Raw genomic sequence first — 17,722 nt, forward strand, 5'->3', positions numbered from 1 at the left:
GCGAGGAACCAGCGATACAAGCCCCCTGCGCCGATGGCGCAGGGGGCTTTTGCTTGTGCGCCGATCATGATCACGCGATCGCACAATCGAATGATGGCAAAGCCTGCTTACGCTTTCGCGCCTGATGCGCTAGGCATGTGACCGGCGGCGCCCACCCGCTGATCTCTCCCGTCTACCAAGGCCTTTCGTCATGACCGACCGCCGTCCCCTGCTCCGCTCGCTCTACGACGCCGCCGTTGCCGCCGCCCATCCGAATATGATCCTGGCGCCGCATCTGCGCCCCGCGCCGAAGGGACGCGTGATCTGCCTCGCCGCCGGCAAGGGCGCCGGCGCGATGGCGGCTGCGGCCGAACGGCACTATCTCGACACGCTGAAGCTCGCGCCGGAGCGCCTCGTCGGTATCGCCACCACGCGCCACGGCTACGGCGTGCCGACCCGCCGCATCCGCGTGGTCGAGGCCGGACATCCCGTGCCGGATGAGGCCGGGCTGAAGGGCGCCGCCGACACGCTCGCGCTTGCGGGCGAGGCCGGCCCCGACGATCTGCTGCTGGTGCTGCTCACCGGCGGCGGCTCGGCGAACTGGATCGCGCCGGTGGAGGGCATCGGCTTCGCGCAGAAGCAGGCGGTCAACAAGGCGCTGCTCCGTTCAGGCGCGCCGATCGGCGAGATGAACGTGGTGCGCAAGCATTTGTCGCGGATCAAGGGCGGCCGTCTCGCGCGCGCCGGCAGGAACGCTGCCGAGATCGTGACGCTGGCGATCTCCGACGTGCCGCATGACGATCCTTCCGCGATCGCCTCCGGCCCCACCGTGCCGGACCCGACGACGCTCGCCGATGCGCGCGCGATCGTCGCGAAATACAAGCTCGACATCGACGATGCCGTGCGCCGCGCGCTCGACGATTCCGCCAATGAAAGCTGCAAGCCGGGCGACGCGGCCTTTGCACGCGCGCAGTTCGAGCTGATCGCGCGGCCCAAGCAATCGCTCGACGCCGCCGTCAAGCTCGCGCGCGAGGCCGGCTTCGAGACCATCGATCTCGGCGCCGATCTCGAAGGCGAGGCGCGCGAAGTCGCCGCCGATCATGCCAGGCTCGCGCTTGAAGCCCGCGCGCAAGGCAAGCGCGTCGCGATCCTGTCCGGCGGTGAGCTCACGGTCACCGTGCGCGGCAATGGGCGCGGCGGCCCGAACCAGGAATACGCGCTGGCCCTCGCCGGCCTCCTGAAGGACACGCCAAACATTTCGGCGCTGGCCGCCGACACCGACGGCGCCGACGGCGGCGCCGGTCATCCCACCGACCCCGCCGGCGCGCTGATCGACGCGGCGACCTTCGCGAAGATGAAGGCGCAGGGGCTCGAGCCGCAGGCCTATCTCGACAACAACGACGCGACGACGTTCTTCGAGGCGACCGGCGATCTGCTTCAGCCCGGCCCGACGCTGACCAATGTGAACGACATCCGGGTGATTTTGGTGGATTGAGGTCGAGGTATTTCCTCCGTCATGGCCGGGCTCGACCCGGCCATCCACGCCTTCCCCACTCCAGATAGACGTGGATGCCCGGGACAAGCCCGGGCATGACGCGGACGTGGAGAGCCCCTCAAAACTCGTTGGCGATCTTCGCGAGCATCGTAAGCAAGGCTTCGCGGTTGCTCTGCCCGAGCAAATCGTTCAACCGCGCCTCGTGCTTGGTGGCGACGAGCTTCTTGGCGCGGGCCAGCACCGCCTTGCCCTTGTCGGTGAGCACCAGGATGTGCGAGCGGCGGTCGTTCGTGGAGCGGATCCGCGCGCACAGGTCGCGGCTCTCGAGATTGTCGAGCATGGCCACGAAGTTCGGCCTGAGGATGCCGAGTGTCGAGGCGATCTCGGTCTGGTTACGGCCGGGATTCTTCTCGACCAGCAGCAGCACGGAGAATTGCGCCGGCGTCAGCTGGAGCGAGGACATGCAGCGCAGGAAGTTCTCGAACACCTTGAGCTGGGCCCGCTTCAGGACGTAGCCCAGCTGTTCGGAGAGCTCGCCGAGCTGGAGGGCCTCCGTCTGCGGCTCGCCTGCGTCCTTGCGGCCCTTGGCCGCGTCGGCCGGCTTTTCGGAGAACTTTTCAGCGGTTTTGGAAACGGTCATCGCCTCGTGCTCGTAATCCCGCTAAATTCGGGATGGGTCGTCCCCACCCTTGATGTTATATTTGATAATTGTTATGGACCATATCAAATATCGTCAGCGTTTTTCAATGGCTGTGAGCGGACCGTCCACCACAATCGCGGGGACCGGTCCGGATTAGGGGGAGCGTCCGGTCTTGAATACCACCATCATGCTGTTCCTGGTGCAGGACGGCATCACCAATGGCGCGATCTATGCGCTGCTCGGCCTGGCGCTGGTGCTGGTGTTCGCCGTCACCCGCGTCATCCTCATTCCCCAGGGCGAATTCGTCACCTATGGCGCGCTGACCTACGCCTCGCTGGCGGCGGGCCAGATGCCGGGCACGGCCAAGCTCGCACTGGCGCTGGGCATCGGCGCCTTCGCCTTCGACCTGTTCGTCGCGCGCAAGGCCCTGCACGGCCGCCTGATCCTGCGCAGCGTGATCGCCAACGTCGTGCTGCCGGCCATCGTGCTGGCGCTGACCCTGTACTTCGCCGCCCAGAAGCCGCCGATCGCGGTCTGCATCGCGCTGTCGCTGGTGATCGTGGCGATGATCGGCCTCTATCTCTACCGCATCGCGTTCCAGCCGCTGGCGCACACCTCCGTGCTGGTGCTGCTGATCGCCTCGGTGGGCGTCCACCTTGCGCTCCAGGGCCTTGGCCTGTTGTTCTTCGGGGCCGAAGGCCAGCGCGGGCCGGCCGTGCTGTCCGGCGCCTTCACCGCGGGCGCGCTACGCTTCACCGGCCAGAGCATCACCGTCTACGCCATCACCATCGCCTTCATCGTCGGGCTCTGGCTGTTCTTCGGCCTGACGCTGTACGGCAAGGCTTTGCGCGCGACCGCGGTGAACCGGCTGGGGGCGCGGCTCGCCGGCATCCGCACGACGCTGTCGGGACAGATCGCCTTCCTGCTCGCGTCCGTCATCGGCGCGCTCTCGGGCATCCTGATCGTGCCGATCACGACGTTGTACTACGACTCCGGCTTCCTGATCGGCCTGAAGGGCTTCGTCGCCGCGATCATCGGCGGCCTGGTCAGCTACCCCCTCACCGCCGTCGCGGCGCTGGTCGTCGGCACCGTCGAGGCGTTCTCGTCCTTCTACGCCTCCAATTACAAGGAGGTCATCGTCTTCATGCTGCTGATCCCCGTGCTGCTGCTGCGCTCGCTCGCCGCGCCCGCGGTCGAGGAAGAGAAGGACTGAGGCTAAGATGCAAAGCCGGCTTCCCATCCTCGTCTTCGCAGCCGTCATGGCGGTGATCCCGTTCATCCCGGGCATGCCACCGTTCTGGATCGTGCTGCTCGACAATATCGGCCTTGCCGCCCTCGTCGCGATGGGCCTCGTGCTGCTGACCGGCGTCGGCGGCCTGACCTCCTTCGGACAAGCCGCCTTCGTCGGCTTCGGCGCCTACACCACCGCGGTGCTGTCGACGGCCTATGGCGTGTCGCCCTGGCTGACATTGCCGCTGTCGCTCCTGGTCAGCGGCGTGTTCGCAGTGCTGCTCGGCCTGATCACCGTCCGCCTGTCCGGCCATTACCTGCCGCTCGGCACCATCGCCTGGGGGCTCGGGCTGTTCTATCTCTTCAGCAAGCTGGAATTCCTGGGGAGAAACGACGGCATCTCGGCGATCCCACCGCTGTCGATCGGCACGTTCAAGATGCTCTCGCCCGGCTCGATCTATTACGCGATCTGGATCGCCGTGATCGTCTCGGCGCTGTTGACGATGAACCTGTTGGACTCCCGCACCGGCCGCGCCATCCGCGCGCTCAGGCGCGGCCATGTCGCGGCGGAAGCTTTCGGCGTGCACACGCCGCGCGCCAAGCTCCTGGTGTTCATCCACGCCGCCGTGCTCGCCGGGCTCTCGGGGTGGCTCTACGCGCATCTTCAGCGCGCGGTGAACCCGACGCCGTTCGGCGCGCATATGGGCATCGAGTACCTCTTCATCGCCGTGGTCGGCGGCGCCGGCTATGTCTGGGGCGGCGTGCTGGGCGCGGCGATCGTCGTGATCCTGAAGGAGGTGCTGCAGAGCTATCTGCCGCTGCTCCTGCCCGGCTCCGGCCAGGTTGAGACCATCGTGTTCGGCATCATGCTCGTGGCGCTGCTCCAGCTCGCGCCCGGCGGCCTCTGGCCCTGGCTGATGTCGTTCCTGCCCGAGCGCACCGGTGGCAAGACGCCCGACACCTCGCTGAAGCTGGAGCATCGCGCCCGCGCACCCGGCGAGTCCAACACCCTGCTCCAGGTCGACAAGGCGCGGAAGCAGTTCGGCGGCGTGGTCGCGGTCAACAACGTCTCCTTCGACGTCCACGCCCGCGAGATCGTCGCGCTGATCGGCCCGAACGGCGCCGGCAAGAGCACGACGTTCAACCTGATCACCGGCGTGCTGTCGGCGACCTCCGGCTCGATCTCGGTGCTGGGCCGCAAGGTCGACAAGGCGCCGCCGCAGGAGATCGTCAAGCTCGGCATCTCTCGCACGTTCCAGCACGTCAAGCTGGTGCCTGACATGACGGTCCTGGAGAACGTCGCGATCGGCGCGCATCTGCGGGGCCATGCCGGCCCCGTCTCCTCGATGCTGCGGCTCGACCGCGCCGACGAGGCCAAGCTGCTCGCGGAAGCCGCCCGGCAGATCGAGCGCGTCGGCCTCACCGAGCAGATGCACCAGCTCGCCGGCAGCCTTTCGCTCGGCCAGCAGCGCATCGTCGAGATCGCCCGCGCGCTGTGCGTCGATCCGATGCTGCTGCTGCTCGACGAGCCGGCCGCGGGCCTGCGCCACATGGAGAAGCAGCGGCTGGCAACGCTACTGCGTGAGCTGCGCGACGGCGGCATGAGCGTGCTGCTGGTCGAGCACGACATGGGCTTCGTCATGAACCTCGCCGACCGTATCGTGGTGCTCGATTTCGGCACCAAGATCGCGGAGGGCACCCCCGCCACGATCAAGACCAACCCGGAAGTGATCAAGGCCTATCTCGGAGTGGCGGCATGAGCGCGCTGTTGTCCGTCGCCGACGCGCATGTCGCCTATGGCAAGGTCGAGGCCGTGCGCTCGGTTTCGCTCGAGGTCGGCGCGAATGAGATCGTCACCATTGTCGGCGCCAACGGCGCCGGCAAGACCACGCTGCTCTCGGCCATCATGGGCATCCTGCCGCTGAAGGGCCGCGTCGCCTTTGCCGGCCAGGACCTCGGCCGGCTCGACATCGAGGATCGCGTCGCGATGGGCCTCGGCCTCGTCCCTGAACATCGCGAATTGTTCGTGACCTTGAATGTCGAGGACAATCTCGAGCTTGGCGCCTTCCGCATCGAGCGGAGCAAGGCGAAAGCCTCGATGGAGCGGGTGTACGCGCTATTTCCGCGGCTGAAGGAGCGGCGCAAGCAGCTCGCCGGCACGCTCTCCGGCGGCGAGCAGCAGATGCTCGCGATGGGCCGCGCGCTGATGGGCGAGCCGAAGCTCCTGATGCTGGACGAGCCGAGCCTGGGCCTCGCCCCGATCATCGTCGCCGACATCTTCCGCATCGTCACCGAACTGCGCGCCAGCGGCGTCTCCGTGCTGCTGGTCGAGCAGAATGCGCAGGCCGCGCTGAAGATCGCGGACCAGGCCTATGTGATGGAGCTCGGCGAATTCGTGCTCAGCGGCAAGGCCAGCGACATCGCCGCGAACGAGCGGGTCGCGGCGAGCTATCTCGGCTTCCAGCACGAAGGCGAAAGTGTGTTGTGACTCTTATCCTCCCCTTGAGGGCAGGGCTATCGCATATGACTTGTAGTGGCGGCCGGTGCGCACGCCTCGTCCTTCGAGACGGCGCTGACGCGCCTCCTCAGGATGAGGCTAATCAGCGTCGGTGACTTTTTAAACTGCAAACCACGCACTCCGTCCTCATCCTGAGGAGCCCGCTTAAAGCGGGCGTCGAAGGATGGCCGCAGAAATAGCTCTCAAATGCGATTACCCTACCCTTGAGGGGGAGGGTAAACGAGCGGCGCGTTACGAACCTCCTGTCCTCTTCTCCTCCTTCAACGCCACCACCTCCGCCTCCAGCTCCGCGATCCTTGCATCCCTCGCGGCCAGCGCTGCCGCGACATCGCCGGCATCGAACTTCTGCGGGATGTGCTGCGGGCAGTTGGTGTCCCAGGCTGCGATCTTGAACAGGATCACCTGCTCGGGGCGCGCGCGGTAGCCCTTCGGCATCAGCGACGTGGTCAGCGCTTCGTCGTCCTCAACGATTCGCGCCTCGCCCCAGATCTTCACGCGGCGGCGATGGGCGTAGTCCATCACGAAGATATAGGCCTTGGGGTTCTCCGAGAGATTGCCCTGGGTGATGAATTGCTGGTTGCCGGCATAGTCGGCGAAGGCGAGCGTCCGCTTGTCCAGCACCTTGAGAAAGCCCTTGGGCCCGCCGCGATGCTGGATATAGGGCTGGCCGTCCGCGGAAGCCGTGGCGAAGTAGAAGCTGTTGGCCTCGGCGAGGAAGGCCGCAAGGTTGTCATCGACCTCGGTGCGCCAGCCGCGCTGCTCGCTGCGCGCATAGGCCTCGCGCGAGCCCTTGCGCGCCTGGATCGCCTTCACCGCCGGCGAGAAGGCGACGTCGCTCGCGAAAGTGTGGACTGCTGTCGTCATCGGAACATCTCCTGAAGTTCAGGGCGCATTCCTGCGTCTTTCGCCAGTTAAGATGGACTAGTCGGCCGCTAAAACAATCGCGCCGCTTGACACTTCATCGTTGCAATATATGCAATAATACCATGGACCGGCTCGAAGCCATGCACGTCTTCGTCACCGTCGCCGATCTGCGCGGCTTTGCGCCGGCGGCGCGCAAGCTGCGCCTGTCGCCCTCGGCGGTGACGCGCCTGATCGCGGCGCTGGAGGAGCATCTCGGCGCGCGGCTGTTGCAGCGGACCACCCGGCAGGTGACGCTGACCGACGTCGGCACGCGCTACCTGGAGCGCGCGAGGCGCATCCTTGCCGATGTCGAGGAGGCCGACGGCTCGGCGCGGCAGGAGCGCAACCGGCCCAGCGGACGCCTCGTGGTGTCGGCTCCGGTCGGCTTCGGTCGGCTACATGTCGGGCCGGTCATGACCGCCTATCTCAAGCGCTATCCCGAAGTCGCTTGCGAATTGCGGCTGTCGGACCATCTGGTGAATTTGGTCGAGGACGCGGTGGACGCCGCCGTCCGGATCGGCCATCTCGCCGATTCCTCGCTGGTCGCGCGCCAGGTCGGCGAGATGCGGCGGATCGTGGTGGCCTCGCCCGGCTATCTCAAGCGTCACGGCGAGCCGAAGACGCCAGAGGCGCTCGCCGGGCACCAGACCGTCCAGTTCGGCCCCTGGTCCGAATGGCGCTTCATGCGCGACGGCCGCGACATCGCGGTGCCGTTATCCCCTCGCTTCATCAGCAACAGCGCCGACGCAGCGCTGCAATATGCCGAGGCCGGCGGGGGCGTGACGCGCGTGCTCGCCTATCAGGCCGCCGATGGCCTGAAGCGCGGACGGCTGAAGATCCTGCTCGCCGGATATGAACAACCGGCACTGCCGATCCACATCGTGTATCCGACTTCGCGCCTGCTCTCGGCCAAGGTGCGTGCCTTCGTCGATCTCGTGGTGGAGACGGCGGAGTGGAGGTTTGTGTGAATTCGTGTCCCGGACGCGGTGCGGCGCGAAGTGCCGCACCGCAGAGCCGGGACCCAGATGGCTGCACTGTACCATATCGATGGATGGGCCCCGGCTCTGCAGCGCACCGCCGAAGAGGCGCTGCGCTGCGTCCGGGGCACGAGAGCCTCAGCCCTTCTTCGGCACCACCCTGAACGTCCCGCTGGCGCGCGCGATCACGGTGTCGTCGGCCTTCACAAGGCACTGCGCGAAGCAAATCGTGGAGCCGGTCTTGATCGCGTCGCCTTCGACCGCGAGCCATTGGCCGATCTCGGCCGCGCCGACATAATCTACCGACAGCGAGATCGTGACGAACGACGTCGTCCAGCCCGTCGCCTGGGCACAGCTATAACCCATGGCGGCATCGGCCAGCGCCGCGATCAGCCCGCCATGGATCAGCCCGCGTGCGTTGGTGTGCGGCGTCGCCAGGCGCAGTCCCACGGTGACGCCCTTCTCGGTCTTCTTCGAATAGAGCGGCTCCCAGGGATCGGTGAGCGGGGCTTTGCGGAAGTGTGGCTCGAAGCCGGCGGGGATGTCGGGGGTGGGCATGGAAGTCTCGCGTTGCTGGTTGCCGGCATTGAACGCGATGTGGCTGACAGTTGCATCAATTACAAAGTTTCAAACGAAGTTTGCGCGGGCGTTTGAAACGGCTGCACCGTCATTGCGAGGAGCTCTTGCGACGAAGCAATCCAGACTGTCTCCGCGGAGACATCTCTGGATTGCTTCGCTTCGCTCGCAATGACGATGTGGAAAGGCACGCGATATCTCCCTAAAATGGCAACCCCACATAATTCTCCGACAGCGAGGTCATCGCGGCCTGCGATTACGTGACGTAGTCGAGCTCGGCGAGCTGGATGCGGGCGCCGATGGTGCCGGTATCGGGGAATTTGTGCAGCATCGACGTCATCCACCAGGAGAAGCGCACCGCTTTCCAGACCCGCGCCAGCGCCTTGGCCGAATAAGCGTCGATGCCGGCGCTGGATTTCTCGTCGTAGAACTCGCGGAAGGCGCTCGACAGATAGTGCGCGTCGGAAGCGGCAAGGTTCAGCCCCTTGGCACCGGTCGCCGGCACGATGTGCGCGGCATCACCGCACAGAAACATCCGGCCGAAGCGCATCGGCTCGGCAACGAAGCTGCGCAAGGGCGCGATGCTCTTCTCGATCGACGGGCCGGTGACGAGACTGTCGGCCGCCTCCTGGTCGAGCCGGCGCTTCAATTCATCCCAGAAGCGGTCGTCCGGCCATTGGTCGACATGATCGTCGAGCGAACATTGCACATAATAGCGGCTGCGCCTGGTCGAGCGCATGGTGCAGAGCGCAAAGCCTCGGGCGTGGTTAGAATAGATCAGTTCGTGACTGACCGGCGGCGTATCCGACAAAATGCCGAGCCAGCCGAACGGATAAACCCGCTCGAACTCCTCGATCGCCGTAGCCGGCACGCTGGCACGGCTGACGCCGTGGAAACCGTCGCAGCCGGCGATGAAATCGCAATCGATCGTGTGGGTAACGCCGTCCTTGACGTAAGTTACGCGCGGGTGACTGCCGTCGAAATCATGCGGCTGGACGTCCCTGGCCTCGTAAACCGAGACGAGACCGGCAGCCTTCCGCGCGTTCATCAGGTCGAGCGTGACCTCGGTCTGGCCGTAGATCATCACGGTCTTGCCGGTCGCGCCTTTCATGTCGATGCGGTGGCGGCGGCCGGAGAAGGCGAGCTCGATGCCTTCATGCACCAGGCCTTCGGCATGAGCCCGCGCCCCGGCGCCGATCTGGTCGAGCAGGGAGACAGTTCCCTCCTCCAGCAGGCCGGCGCGGATGCGGCCGAGCACGTAATCCGGTGTCTGCCGCTCCAGGATGACGTTGTCGATGCCGTAGCTATGCAGCAGTTGCCCAAGCAACAATCCAGCCGGCCCGGCCCCGATGATTGCGACTTTTGTCCGCAATACTTGCTCCTCCCGATCCTGTAGGTTTTGGTCGCGGCCTGCTTGTCGCAAAGGTCCGCAGAAGATAATTATATCATATAACGTTTGCGCAAAAGGGAGCAGTCGTCGCCGGGGCAGCGACATATCCATGCAACATGGCTGACGTAGATGGCGCGACAAGGCGCGCGCCAGTTCCGGCTTGAACACGTCGGCCAATTAGATAACATGTTAATTAACGAGACCGGGCCATCGAAGCCCGCCGTCGAAAACAGGGAGAGACGCGTGATGAGGAAAGCCTGTCTGGCCTTGCTGCTGGCAGCAAGCGTGAGCCCAGCGTTCGCGCAGGACAAGACCTTCGATCTGAAGATCTCGCATTGGGTGCCGGCCTCGCATCCGCTGCAAAAATCGCTGGAGGACTGGGCCGCAGCGGTCGAGAAGGATTCCGGCGGCACCATCAAGGGCAAGGTGTTTCCGGCCCAGCAGCTGGGCAAGGCCTTCGACCATTACGACATGGCGCGCGACGGCATCGCCGACGTCACCTACGTCAATCCCGGCTACCAGCCCGGCCGCTTCCCGATCATCGGCGCGGGCGAATTGCCGTTCCTGATCTCGGACGCCAAGGGCGGCTCGATGGGGCTGGACGCCTGGTACCGCAAATATGCCGAGAAGGAGATGAAGGACGTCAAATACTGCCTCGCCTTCGTGCACTCGCCTTCGTCCTTCCATTCCAAGACCAAGAAGATCGTGACGCCGGAGGACGTGAAAGGCCTGAAGATCCGCCCCGCTCATGCCACCATGGCGAATTTCGTCACCTCGCTCGGCGGCACCAACGTGCAGTCCTCGGCACCGGAAGTGCGCGACATCATCGAGCGCGGCGTCGCCGACGGCGTCACCTTCCCCTGGGGCTCCCTGGTGCTGTTCGGCATCGACAAGGTGACCAAATACGACATGGAGGCGCCGCTCTACACCACGACCTTCGTGTTCGTGATCAACAAGGACAAGTACAACGCGATGTCCGACAAGCAGAAGGCCGCGATCGACAAAAACTGCACGGTCGAGATGGCGGGCGTGGTCGGCGAGCATTGGGGCAAGTTCGAGGACGCCGGCATCGCCAAGGTGAAGGCCGAATCCAGCCACGAGGTCTACAAGCTGACGCCTGAACAGACCGCCGCCTGGAAGAAGGCCGCCGAGCCGTTGGTCAAGACCTGGAGCGACGGCGCCAAGAAAGCCGGTGCCGATCCAGACGCCGCGCTCGCGGATCTCAAGGCGTCGCTGAAGAAGTACAACGCGCTGGCGGAGTGAGGCGAAGCTGCGGCCGCGCGCTGGCTGCACCTCTCCCGCTTGCGGGAGAGGTCGCGCCGAAGGCGCGGGTGAGGGTTCTCTCCCCTTGGGGGCTCTCGATTGTGGAAGCACCCTCTCCCCAACCCTCCCCCGCTAGCGGGGGAGGGAGCGCACCTTCCTCGCGGAAGCGACTGCATCCAACTTCGCTGACCTTGAACAGGATTCCCCCATGAAGCGCTCCTGGATGGATCGCGTGATCGATTCGATCGAATGGATCGCGGCCGGCTTCGTCGGCATCGTCGCGCTCGACATCTTCCTGTCGGTGCTGCTGCGCAACACGCTGAACTATTCGATTCCCGACAGCTTCGACATCGGCCGCATGCTGCTCGGTATCCTGATCTTCTGGGGCATCGCGGCGACCTCCTATCGCGGCACCCACATCACCGTCGACCTGGTCTGGGGCAATGTCGGGCCGCGCCACCAGCGCATGATCGACGTGTTCGCGACGCTGGTGCTGCTGTTCGTCGTCACCGTGCAGACCTGGACGCTGTTCGACAAGGTCCGGCTAACCTACAACGACAACGTCCAGACCTTCGACCTGCACATGCCGACATGGCCGTTCTTCCTCGTCGCCTGGATCGGCGACGTCTGCGCCGTGCTGCTGATCGCCATCCGCACGTACCGGCTGATCTTCCACCCCGAAGACATGCAAGAACCCAAGATCAAGGTGACGGAGTGACCATGAGTACCGACGCCGTCGCCGTCATCGGCTTCGTCTCCCTGTTCGCCCTGATGCTGCTGCGCGTGCCGGTCGGCATGGCCATGGGCCTCGTCGGCGTGTGCGGCTTTAGCTATCTGGTGGGCTCGACACCGGCCCTGAAGATGGTCGGTCAGGTCACCATGCGGACCGTGACTGACTACACCTTCGGCGTGATCCCGATGTTCCTGCTGATGGGCTCGTTCGTGTCCAATTCCGGCATGAGCCGCGAGCTGTTCCGCGCCGCCAACGGCTTCGTCGGACACTTGCGCGGAGGGCTCGGCATCGCCACCGTCGGCGCCTGCGGCGGCTTTGCGGCGATCTGCGGCTCGTCGGTCGCAACCGCGGCCACCTTCTCCGCCGTCGCCTATCCCGAGATGCGGCGCTTCGGCTACCCGCAATCCTTTGCCACCGGCGTGATCGCGGCCGGCGGCACGCTAGGTGCGATGCTGCCGCCCTCCACCGTGCTCGCGGTGTACGGCATCATCACCGAGCAGGATATCGGCAAGCTCTTCATTGCCGGCATCATCCCGGGCCTGCTCGCGATGACCATGTACATGCTCACGATTTTCCTGATCGGCTATTTCCGCCCCGACTTCCTGCCCAAGGGCAAGGTGACGCCGTGGCGCGAGCGCTTTGCCGGGTTGAAGGAGATCTGGGCGCCGGTGCTGCTGTTCGTCTTCGTCATCGGCGGCCTCTACGGCCTGCCCTTCCTGCCGCGCTTCACCCCGACGGAAGCCGGCGGCGTCGGCGCCACCGGCGCCTTCATCATCGGCGTTCTGACCGGCCGCCTCGACCGCGAGAAGGTGCTGGCCTCGCTGCTGCAGGCGACGCGCACCGCGGCCGCGGTGTTCACCGTGCTGATCGGCGCGCTGATCTTCGGCTATTTCCTCACGGTGACGCAGACTCCGCAGAAGGTGACGGAACTCCTCACCGGGCTCGGTCTCGGCCCCTACGGCGTGCTGGCGCTGATCATGGTGATGTATCTCGTGCTCGGCTGCCTGATGGACGCGATGGCGATGATCATCCTCACGGTGCCGATCATCTTCCCCGTGATCATGCATCTCGGCTTCGACCCGATCTGGTTCGGCATCATCATCGTCATGACCGTCGAGCTCGGCCTGATCCACCCGCCGGTCGGCATGAACGTCTTCGTGATCAAGAGTGTAGTGAAGGACGTCTCCTTCTCCACCATCTTCAGGGGCGTGATCCCGTTCGTGGCGACAGACCTGGTGCGGCTGGTGATCCTGATCGCATTCCCGTTGCTGGCGACCTGGCTGCCGACCCGGATGATGGCGCATTGAGAGGCGAAGTGATGACCACGCCAACACTAGCGACGAAATACGTCTTCACCATCCACCCGCGTATCGGCGACGTCATCACCGCCGGCGAGACCGGGATTGGCGTTCGCCGCATCATTCCGATCATCGGCGGCGAGGTGACGGGCGCGATCACCGGCAAGGTGCTGCCTTTCGGCGCCGACTTCCAGACCATACGGCCCAATGAGCTGATCGATCTCGAGGCGAAATACGCCTTCGAGACCGATGACGGCGCGACCGTCTATGTCGAGAACAAGGGCATGCGCTTCGGCCCGGTCGAGCTGCTGCAGAAGCTCAAGCGCGGCGAGCCGGTCGATCCGAAACTGATCTATTTCCGGACCGTGCCGCGGTTCGAGACCGGGCACGAAAAATATCGCTGGCTGATGCAGCACATTTTCGTCGGCTCGGCCGCGCGCCATGCGGATCGCGTGGTGATCGACGTGCATCAGGTGATGTAAGGGCGGCACACCTCGTCATTGCCAGCGAAGCAATCCAGAGCCCCTCCGCGGGAAGATTCTGGAGTTGCTTCGCTGCGTTCGCAATGACGGAGAACCTGGTTACGGACGTAACTTCCGACTTACCCCCCGGCCCCGCCGCCTGCCCGTCAGGGCCGCAGTTATGGCCACCGAGATCCAGCCCCGCCCCCACCTTGACTCCCCCAAAAATCGTTATACAACATAACTATTCTGACAAGGACGCAAATGACACAGGGAAACGCCGAGACCGCGAACGCGGGCGCCTCTGGACTGCTGAGGATAGAGCGGGCGGACCGGGTTCTGACCGTGGGTCTGAATCGGCCGGCCAAGCGCAATGCGCTCAATGACGGCATCATCCTGGAAATCGGCGAATGTTTTGCATCCCTGCCCGAGGACATCGGCGCAGTGGTGATCCACGGCATCGGCGACCATTTCTCCAGTGGTCTCGACCTCTCCGAATTGACCGAACACGACGCCACCGGCGGCCTGCTACATTCCCAGATGTGGCACCGGGTGTTCGACCGCATCCAGTACAGCCGCGTGCCCGTCATCGCCGCGCTCCGGGGCGCCGTGATCGGCGGCGGGCTGGAGCTTGCCTGTGCCGCGCATATCCGCGTCGCCGAGCCCTCGACCTATTTCGCGCTGCCGGAAGGACAGCGCGGCATCTTCGTCGGCGGCGGCGGCTCGGTGCGGCTGCCGCGGCTGATCGGTGTCGCCAGGATGATGGACATGATGCTGACCGGTCGTGTCTACAGCGCGACGGAAGGCGCCTCCTACGGCTTCGCGCAATATGTGACGGAAGCCGGCAACGGGCTTGGCAAGGCGATGGAACTCGCGGCCAAGGTCGCGTCCAACGCGCCGCTGACCAATTTCGCCGTGCTCCAGGCGCTGCCGATGATCGCGGAGGCCAACCCGCAAACGGGCCTCCTGATGGAGTCGCTGATGGCGACCGTTGCGCAGAGCGACAAGGAAGCCAAGCGGCGGATCCGCGAATTCCTCGAACACAAGACCGCAAAGGTGAAGCCGAAGTCATGAGCGCGCAGCCGTCCTCTTCCAGCATGGAGCGCGGCGCGAGCACTTTCCCGCTGCGGCCGATCTCGTTCGGCGATCCCGTCGTCAACATCGAGCGCCGCGACGACGGCACGATCTACCTGCGGCCCAAGCAGCCGCTCGGCGACTATCCTGTCCGCATCACCGACCGCCTGCATCATTGGGCGACCACCACGCCCGACCGCATCTTCGTGGCGGAGCGCGAAGGCGGCCACGGCTGGCGCAAGATCACCTACGCCGAGCTGCTCGCCGCGAGCCGGCACATCGCATCCGGCCTGCTCGCGCGCGGCCTCTCGGCGGAGCGTCCGGTCGTCATCCTCTCCGGCAATTCGATCGACCATGCCCTGCTCGCGTTCGGCGCGTTCTATGCCGGCATCCCGTTCTGCCCGGTGTCGCCGGCCTATTCGCTGGTGTCGAAGGACTACGGCAAACTTTCCTATCTGATGAAGCTGCTGACACCGGGCCTCGTCTTCGCCGAGGATGCCGACAGATTCGCCGATGCATTTGCCGCCAACGTTTCGCTCGGCACCGAGATCGCCGCGTCCTATGGCCAAGTGCCGGGCCGCGACGTCACCCTGCTCGCCGACCTCATGGCGACGCCGATCCGCGGCGATCTCGACGAGGTCCACGGCAAGATCGGCCCTGATACGATCGCGAAATTCCTGCTGACGTCGGGCTCGACCGGCAACCCCAAGGCCGTCATCAACACCCAGCGCATGATCTGCGCCAACCAGGTGATGCTGCGCGAGACGCTCGCCTTCCTCAAGGACGAGCCGCCCGTCATCATCGACTGGCTGCCCTGGAATCACACTTTTGGCGGCAACCACAATATCGGGCTGACGCTCTACAATGGCGGCTCGATGTATCTGGACGCCGGCAAGCCGGTGCCCGGCGGCATCGAGGAGACCGTGCGCAATCTCCAGGAGATCTCGCCGACGGTCTATTTCAACGTGCCCAAGGGCTATGAGTCGCTGCTGCCTTATCTGCGCGACGACCAGGGCCTGCGGGCGAAGTTCTTCGACCGGCTGCATGCGATGTTCTTCTCGGGCGCGGCGCTGTCGCCGTTCGTCTGGGACAGCCTCGACGCGCTCGCGGTGAAGGAAAAGGGTTATCGCGTGCCGATGCTCACCGGCTTGGGTGCGACCGAGACCGCGCCCTTCTTCATGTCGGTCAATCCGCGCACCAGCCGCTCCGGCCATGTCGGCCTGCCGGTTTCGGGCAATGACGCGAAACTGGTGCCCAACAACGGCAAGATGGAGGTGCGCGCCAAGGGCCCGAACGTGATGCCCGGCTACTGGCGCCAGCCCGACATCACCGCGAAATCCTTCGACGAGGAGGGATTCTACAAGATGGGCGACGCGCTCAAGCCCGCCGACCCCGATGACCTGAATGCCGGCTTCGATTTCGACGGCCGCGTCAGCGAGGATTTCAAGCTCGCCAGCGGCACCTGGGTCAGCGTCGGCCCCTTGCGCGCGCGCTTCGTGGCGGCCTGCGCGCCGCTGGTGCGCGACGTCGTCATCGCCGGCATCAACCGCGACGAGATCTCCGCGATCGTGCTGCTCGATCTCGACGGCTGCCGGCTGATCAATCCGACGCTGCCGGCCGACAATCTCACCGTCACCGCCCGTGACCGGCTGGTGCGGGAAGCGTTCCGCGAGCGGTTGATGGGCTTCCTGAGCCAGGCCACCGGCTCCTCGACGCGCGTCACGCGCGCGATCCTGCTGGACACGCCGCTCTCGATCGACAAAGGCGAAGTCACCGACAAGGGCTCGATCAACCAGCGCGCGGTGCTGGAGCATCGCGGCGAGCTGATCGAAGAGCTCTACGCTGCCAATCCGTCGAGCCGTGTGATATCGGTCGGGTAAGAACTCAAAGCTATAGGAGAACGCCATGTTGTTGAAGGATCAGGCAGCCATCGTCACCGGCGGTGCATCGGGACTGGGCGCGGCCACCGCGCGAAAGCTGGCGGCGCAGGGGGCCAAGGTCGCGGTGTGCGATCTCAATGCCAAGCTGGCGGAGACCGTCGCGGCAGAGATCAAGGGCGTGGCCGTGACCTGCGACGTCTCCGATGCCGCCTCCGCGGAAGCTGCGATCGCCCAAGCGACGAAGGCCCACGGGCCGGCGCGCGTGCTGGTCAATTGCGCCGGCATCGGCGTTGCCAAGCGCGTGGTCGGTCGTGACGGCCCGATGGCGCTCGCCGATTTCGACAAGGTGATCAAGGTCAATCTAATCGGCACCTTCAACATGCTGCGCCTCGCCGCCACCGAAATGTCCAAGCTCGAGCCGCAGGCGACCGGCGAGCGCGGCGTCATCATCAACACCGCGTCCGTTGCCGCCTATGACGGCCAGATCGGCCAGTCGGCCTATTCGGCCTCCAAGGGCGGCATCGTCGGCATGACGCTGCCGATCGCGCGCGAGCTGGCGCAGTTCGGTGTCCGCGTCCTGACGATTGCGCCCGGCCTGTTTCTGACGCCGCTGCTCGCCAACCTGCCGCAGGAGGCCCAGGACTCGCTCGCGGCCGCGATCCCCTTCCCGCGCCGGCTCGGCCAAGCCGACGAGTTTGCCGCGCTCGCGCTGCATATGGTGGAGAATGCGTATCTGAACGGCGAAGTGGTGCGCCTCGACGGCTCGCTGCGCATGGCGCCGAAGTAAGGCCCCGTTCATGTTCGTGAACCGGCGCGACGTCCAGATCCAGTGGGGCGACTGCGACCCCGCCAACATCGTCTACTACCCGCGCTATTTCGCGATGTTCGACGATTCGACCTCGACCCTGTTCGAGGTCGCCGGCTTCTCCAAGCAGGACCTGGTCCGCAAATACGGCCTCGTGGGCATTCCCATGGTCGACACGCGGGCCAAATTCTACATCCCCTCGACCTATGGCGACTGGATTACCATCGAAACCAAGATCGAGAGCATCAAGCGCTCGAGCTTCGAGGTGAAGCACAACGTCTACAAGGGCGAGGCGCTGGCGATCGAGGGCTTCGAGACCCGCGTCCTGGTCGGCCGCGATCCTGACAACCCCGACAAGCTGAAATCGGCACCATTCCCGGCGGAGATGGTGGCCAAATTCACCGGGAGCTAAAGTCCGGAGCTAAATCGCCGCATCACCAAAAGAGGGGGCTGAATTACCCCCCGATTTCTGCTTTCAAAGCATCACGTCAAGGGAGGAA

17 protein-coding genes are annotated in these 17,722 nt (G+C 65.2%); 13 read left to right on the forward strand and 4 right to left on the reverse strand.

The features are described 5' to 3' along the window. Positions 1-190: 190 nt before the first annotated feature. Entirely contained in the window at positions 191-1,474 is a 1,284-nt protein-coding gene (locus LPJ38_RS00615; RefSeq protein WP_145630807.1) for a glycerate kinase type-2 family protein, read from the forward strand. A gap of 118 nt (positions 1,475-1,592) precedes the next feature. On the opposite strand, the gene LPJ38_RS00620 is transcribed toward LPJ38_RS00615, so the two are convergent. After that, positions 1,593-2,114 carry a MarR family winged helix-turn-helix transcriptional regulator gene (locus LPJ38_RS00620; protein WP_145630806.1) on the reverse strand — a complete coding sequence of 174 codons (522 nt, stop codon included), beginning with the start codon at positions 2,112-2,114 and terminating at the stop codon, positions 1,593-1,595. A gap of 172 nt (positions 2,115-2,286) precedes the next feature. Here LPJ38_RS00620 and LPJ38_RS00625 point away from each other — a divergent pair, with 172 nt between their 5' ends. The 3 genes from LPJ38_RS00625 to LPJ38_RS00635 are packed head-to-tail and all read left to right on the forward strand — an operon-like array spanning position 2,287 to position 5,832. Further along, on the forward strand, positions 2,287-3,327 hold the full coding sequence (locus tag LPJ38_RS00625; protein WP_167520384.1) for a branched-chain amino acid ABC transporter permease: 1,041 nt from the start codon (positions 2,287-2,289) through the stop codon (positions 3,325-3,327). 7 nt (positions 3,328-3,334) lie between these two features. Continuing rightward, complete coding sequence (locus tag LPJ38_RS00630) at positions 3,335-5,104, forward strand: branched-chain amino acid ABC transporter ATP-binding protein/permease (protein WP_145630805.1); 1,770 nt, start codon at positions 3,335-3,337, stop codon at positions 5,102-5,104. Further along, complete coding sequence (locus LPJ38_RS00635; RefSeq protein WP_145630804.1) at positions 5,101-5,832, forward strand: ABC transporter ATP-binding protein; 732 nt, start codon at positions 5,101-5,103, stop codon at positions 5,830-5,832. The genes LPJ38_RS00630 and LPJ38_RS00635 overlap by 4 nt, the downstream gene beginning before the upstream one ends. A 261-nt stretch (positions 5,833-6,093) precedes the next feature. On the opposite strand, the gene LPJ38_RS00640 is transcribed toward LPJ38_RS00635, so the two are convergent. Further along, entirely contained in the window at positions 6,094-6,726 is a 633-nt protein-coding gene (locus LPJ38_RS00640; RefSeq protein WP_145630803.1) for a pyridoxamine 5'-phosphate oxidase family protein, read from the reverse strand. Positions 6,727-6,848: 122 nt separating this feature from the next. On the opposite strand from LPJ38_RS00640, the gene LPJ38_RS00645 reads away from it, so the two are divergent. Beyond that, positions 6,849-7,733, forward strand: coding sequence for a LysR family transcriptional regulator (locus tag LPJ38_RS00645; protein ID WP_145630802.1), 885 nt, complete (start codon positions 6,849-6,851; stop codon positions 7,731-7,733). A gap of 147 nt (positions 7,734-7,880) precedes the next feature. Here LPJ38_RS00645 and LPJ38_RS00650 read toward each other — a convergent pair whose 3' ends face one another. Together LPJ38_RS00650 and pobA are read right to left on the reverse strand one after the other, a co-directional pair. Then, positions 7,881-8,300 (reverse strand): PaaI family thioesterase, encoded by a 420-nt coding sequence (locus LPJ38_RS00650; RefSeq protein WP_145630801.1) that lies wholly within the window; start codon positions 8,298-8,300, stop codon positions 7,881-7,883. 274 nt (positions 8,301-8,574) lie between these two features. Continuing rightward, entirely contained in the window at positions 8,575-9,690 is a 1,116-nt protein-coding gene (gene pobA / locus LPJ38_RS00655; RefSeq protein ID WP_145630800.1) for a 4-hydroxybenzoate 3-monooxygenase, read from the reverse strand. 264 nt (positions 9,691-9,954) lie between these two features. Here pobA and LPJ38_RS00660 point away from each other — a divergent pair, with 264 nt between their 5' ends. From LPJ38_RS00660 to LPJ38_RS00695, 8 genes are all read left to right on the forward strand, one after another. Further along, entirely contained in the window at positions 9,955-10,971 is a 1,017-nt protein-coding gene (locus LPJ38_RS00660; protein WP_145630799.1) for a TRAP transporter substrate-binding protein, read from the forward strand. 208 nt (positions 10,972-11,179) lie between these two features. Continuing rightward, positions 11,180-11,689 carry a TRAP transporter small permease gene (locus LPJ38_RS00665; protein WP_025033898.1) on the forward strand — a complete coding sequence of 170 codons (510 nt, stop codon included), beginning with the start codon at positions 11,180-11,182 and terminating at the stop codon, positions 11,687-11,689. Positions 11,690-11,691: 2 nt separating this feature from the next. After that, positions 11,692-13,011: a TRAP transporter large permease gene (locus LPJ38_RS00670; protein ID WP_145630798.1), complete on the forward strand. Its 1,320-nt coding sequence runs from the start codon at positions 11,692-11,694 to the stop codon at positions 13,009-13,011. Positions 13,012-13,022: 11 nt separating this feature from the next. Continuing rightward, positions 13,023-13,484 (forward strand): DUF3237 domain-containing protein, encoded by a 462-nt coding sequence (locus LPJ38_RS00675; RefSeq protein WP_145630797.1) that lies wholly within the window; start codon positions 13,023-13,025, stop codon positions 13,482-13,484. A 243-nt stretch (positions 13,485-13,727) separates the two neighbouring features. Beyond that, positions 13,728-14,537, forward strand: coding sequence for a crotonase/enoyl-CoA hydratase family protein (locus tag LPJ38_RS00680; protein ID WP_145630796.1), 810 nt, complete (start codon positions 13,728-13,730; stop codon positions 14,535-14,537). Continuing rightward, positions 14,534-16,417, forward strand: a complete 1,884-nt coding sequence (locus tag LPJ38_RS00685; RefSeq protein ID WP_145630795.1) for a feruloyl-CoA synthase — start codon at positions 14,534-14,536, stop codon at positions 16,415-16,417. Before LPJ38_RS00680 ends, LPJ38_RS00685 begins: the two co-directional genes overlap by 4 nt. 25 nt (positions 16,418-16,442) lie before the next feature. Then, the gene (locus LPJ38_RS00690; RefSeq protein WP_060737208.1) at positions 16,443-17,204 is read left to right on the forward strand and encodes an SDR family NAD(P)-dependent oxidoreductase; all 762 of its coding nucleotides are present in this window, start codon (positions 16,443-16,445) and stop codon (positions 17,202-17,204) included. A 10-nt stretch (positions 17,205-17,214) separates the two neighbouring features. Next, positions 17,215-17,634 carry an acyl-CoA thioesterase gene (locus LPJ38_RS00695; RefSeq protein ID WP_145630794.1) on the forward strand — a complete coding sequence of 140 codons (420 nt, stop codon included), beginning with the start codon at positions 17,215-17,217 and terminating at the stop codon, positions 17,632-17,634. Positions 17,635-17,722 lie beyond the last annotated feature (88 nt).

It is taken from the genome of Bradyrhizobium daqingense (genome assembly GCF_021044685.1).
In the GTDB taxonomy this organism is placed as follows: domain Bacteria; phylum Pseudomonadota; class Alphaproteobacteria; order Rhizobiales; family Xanthobacteraceae; genus Bradyrhizobium; species Bradyrhizobium daqingense.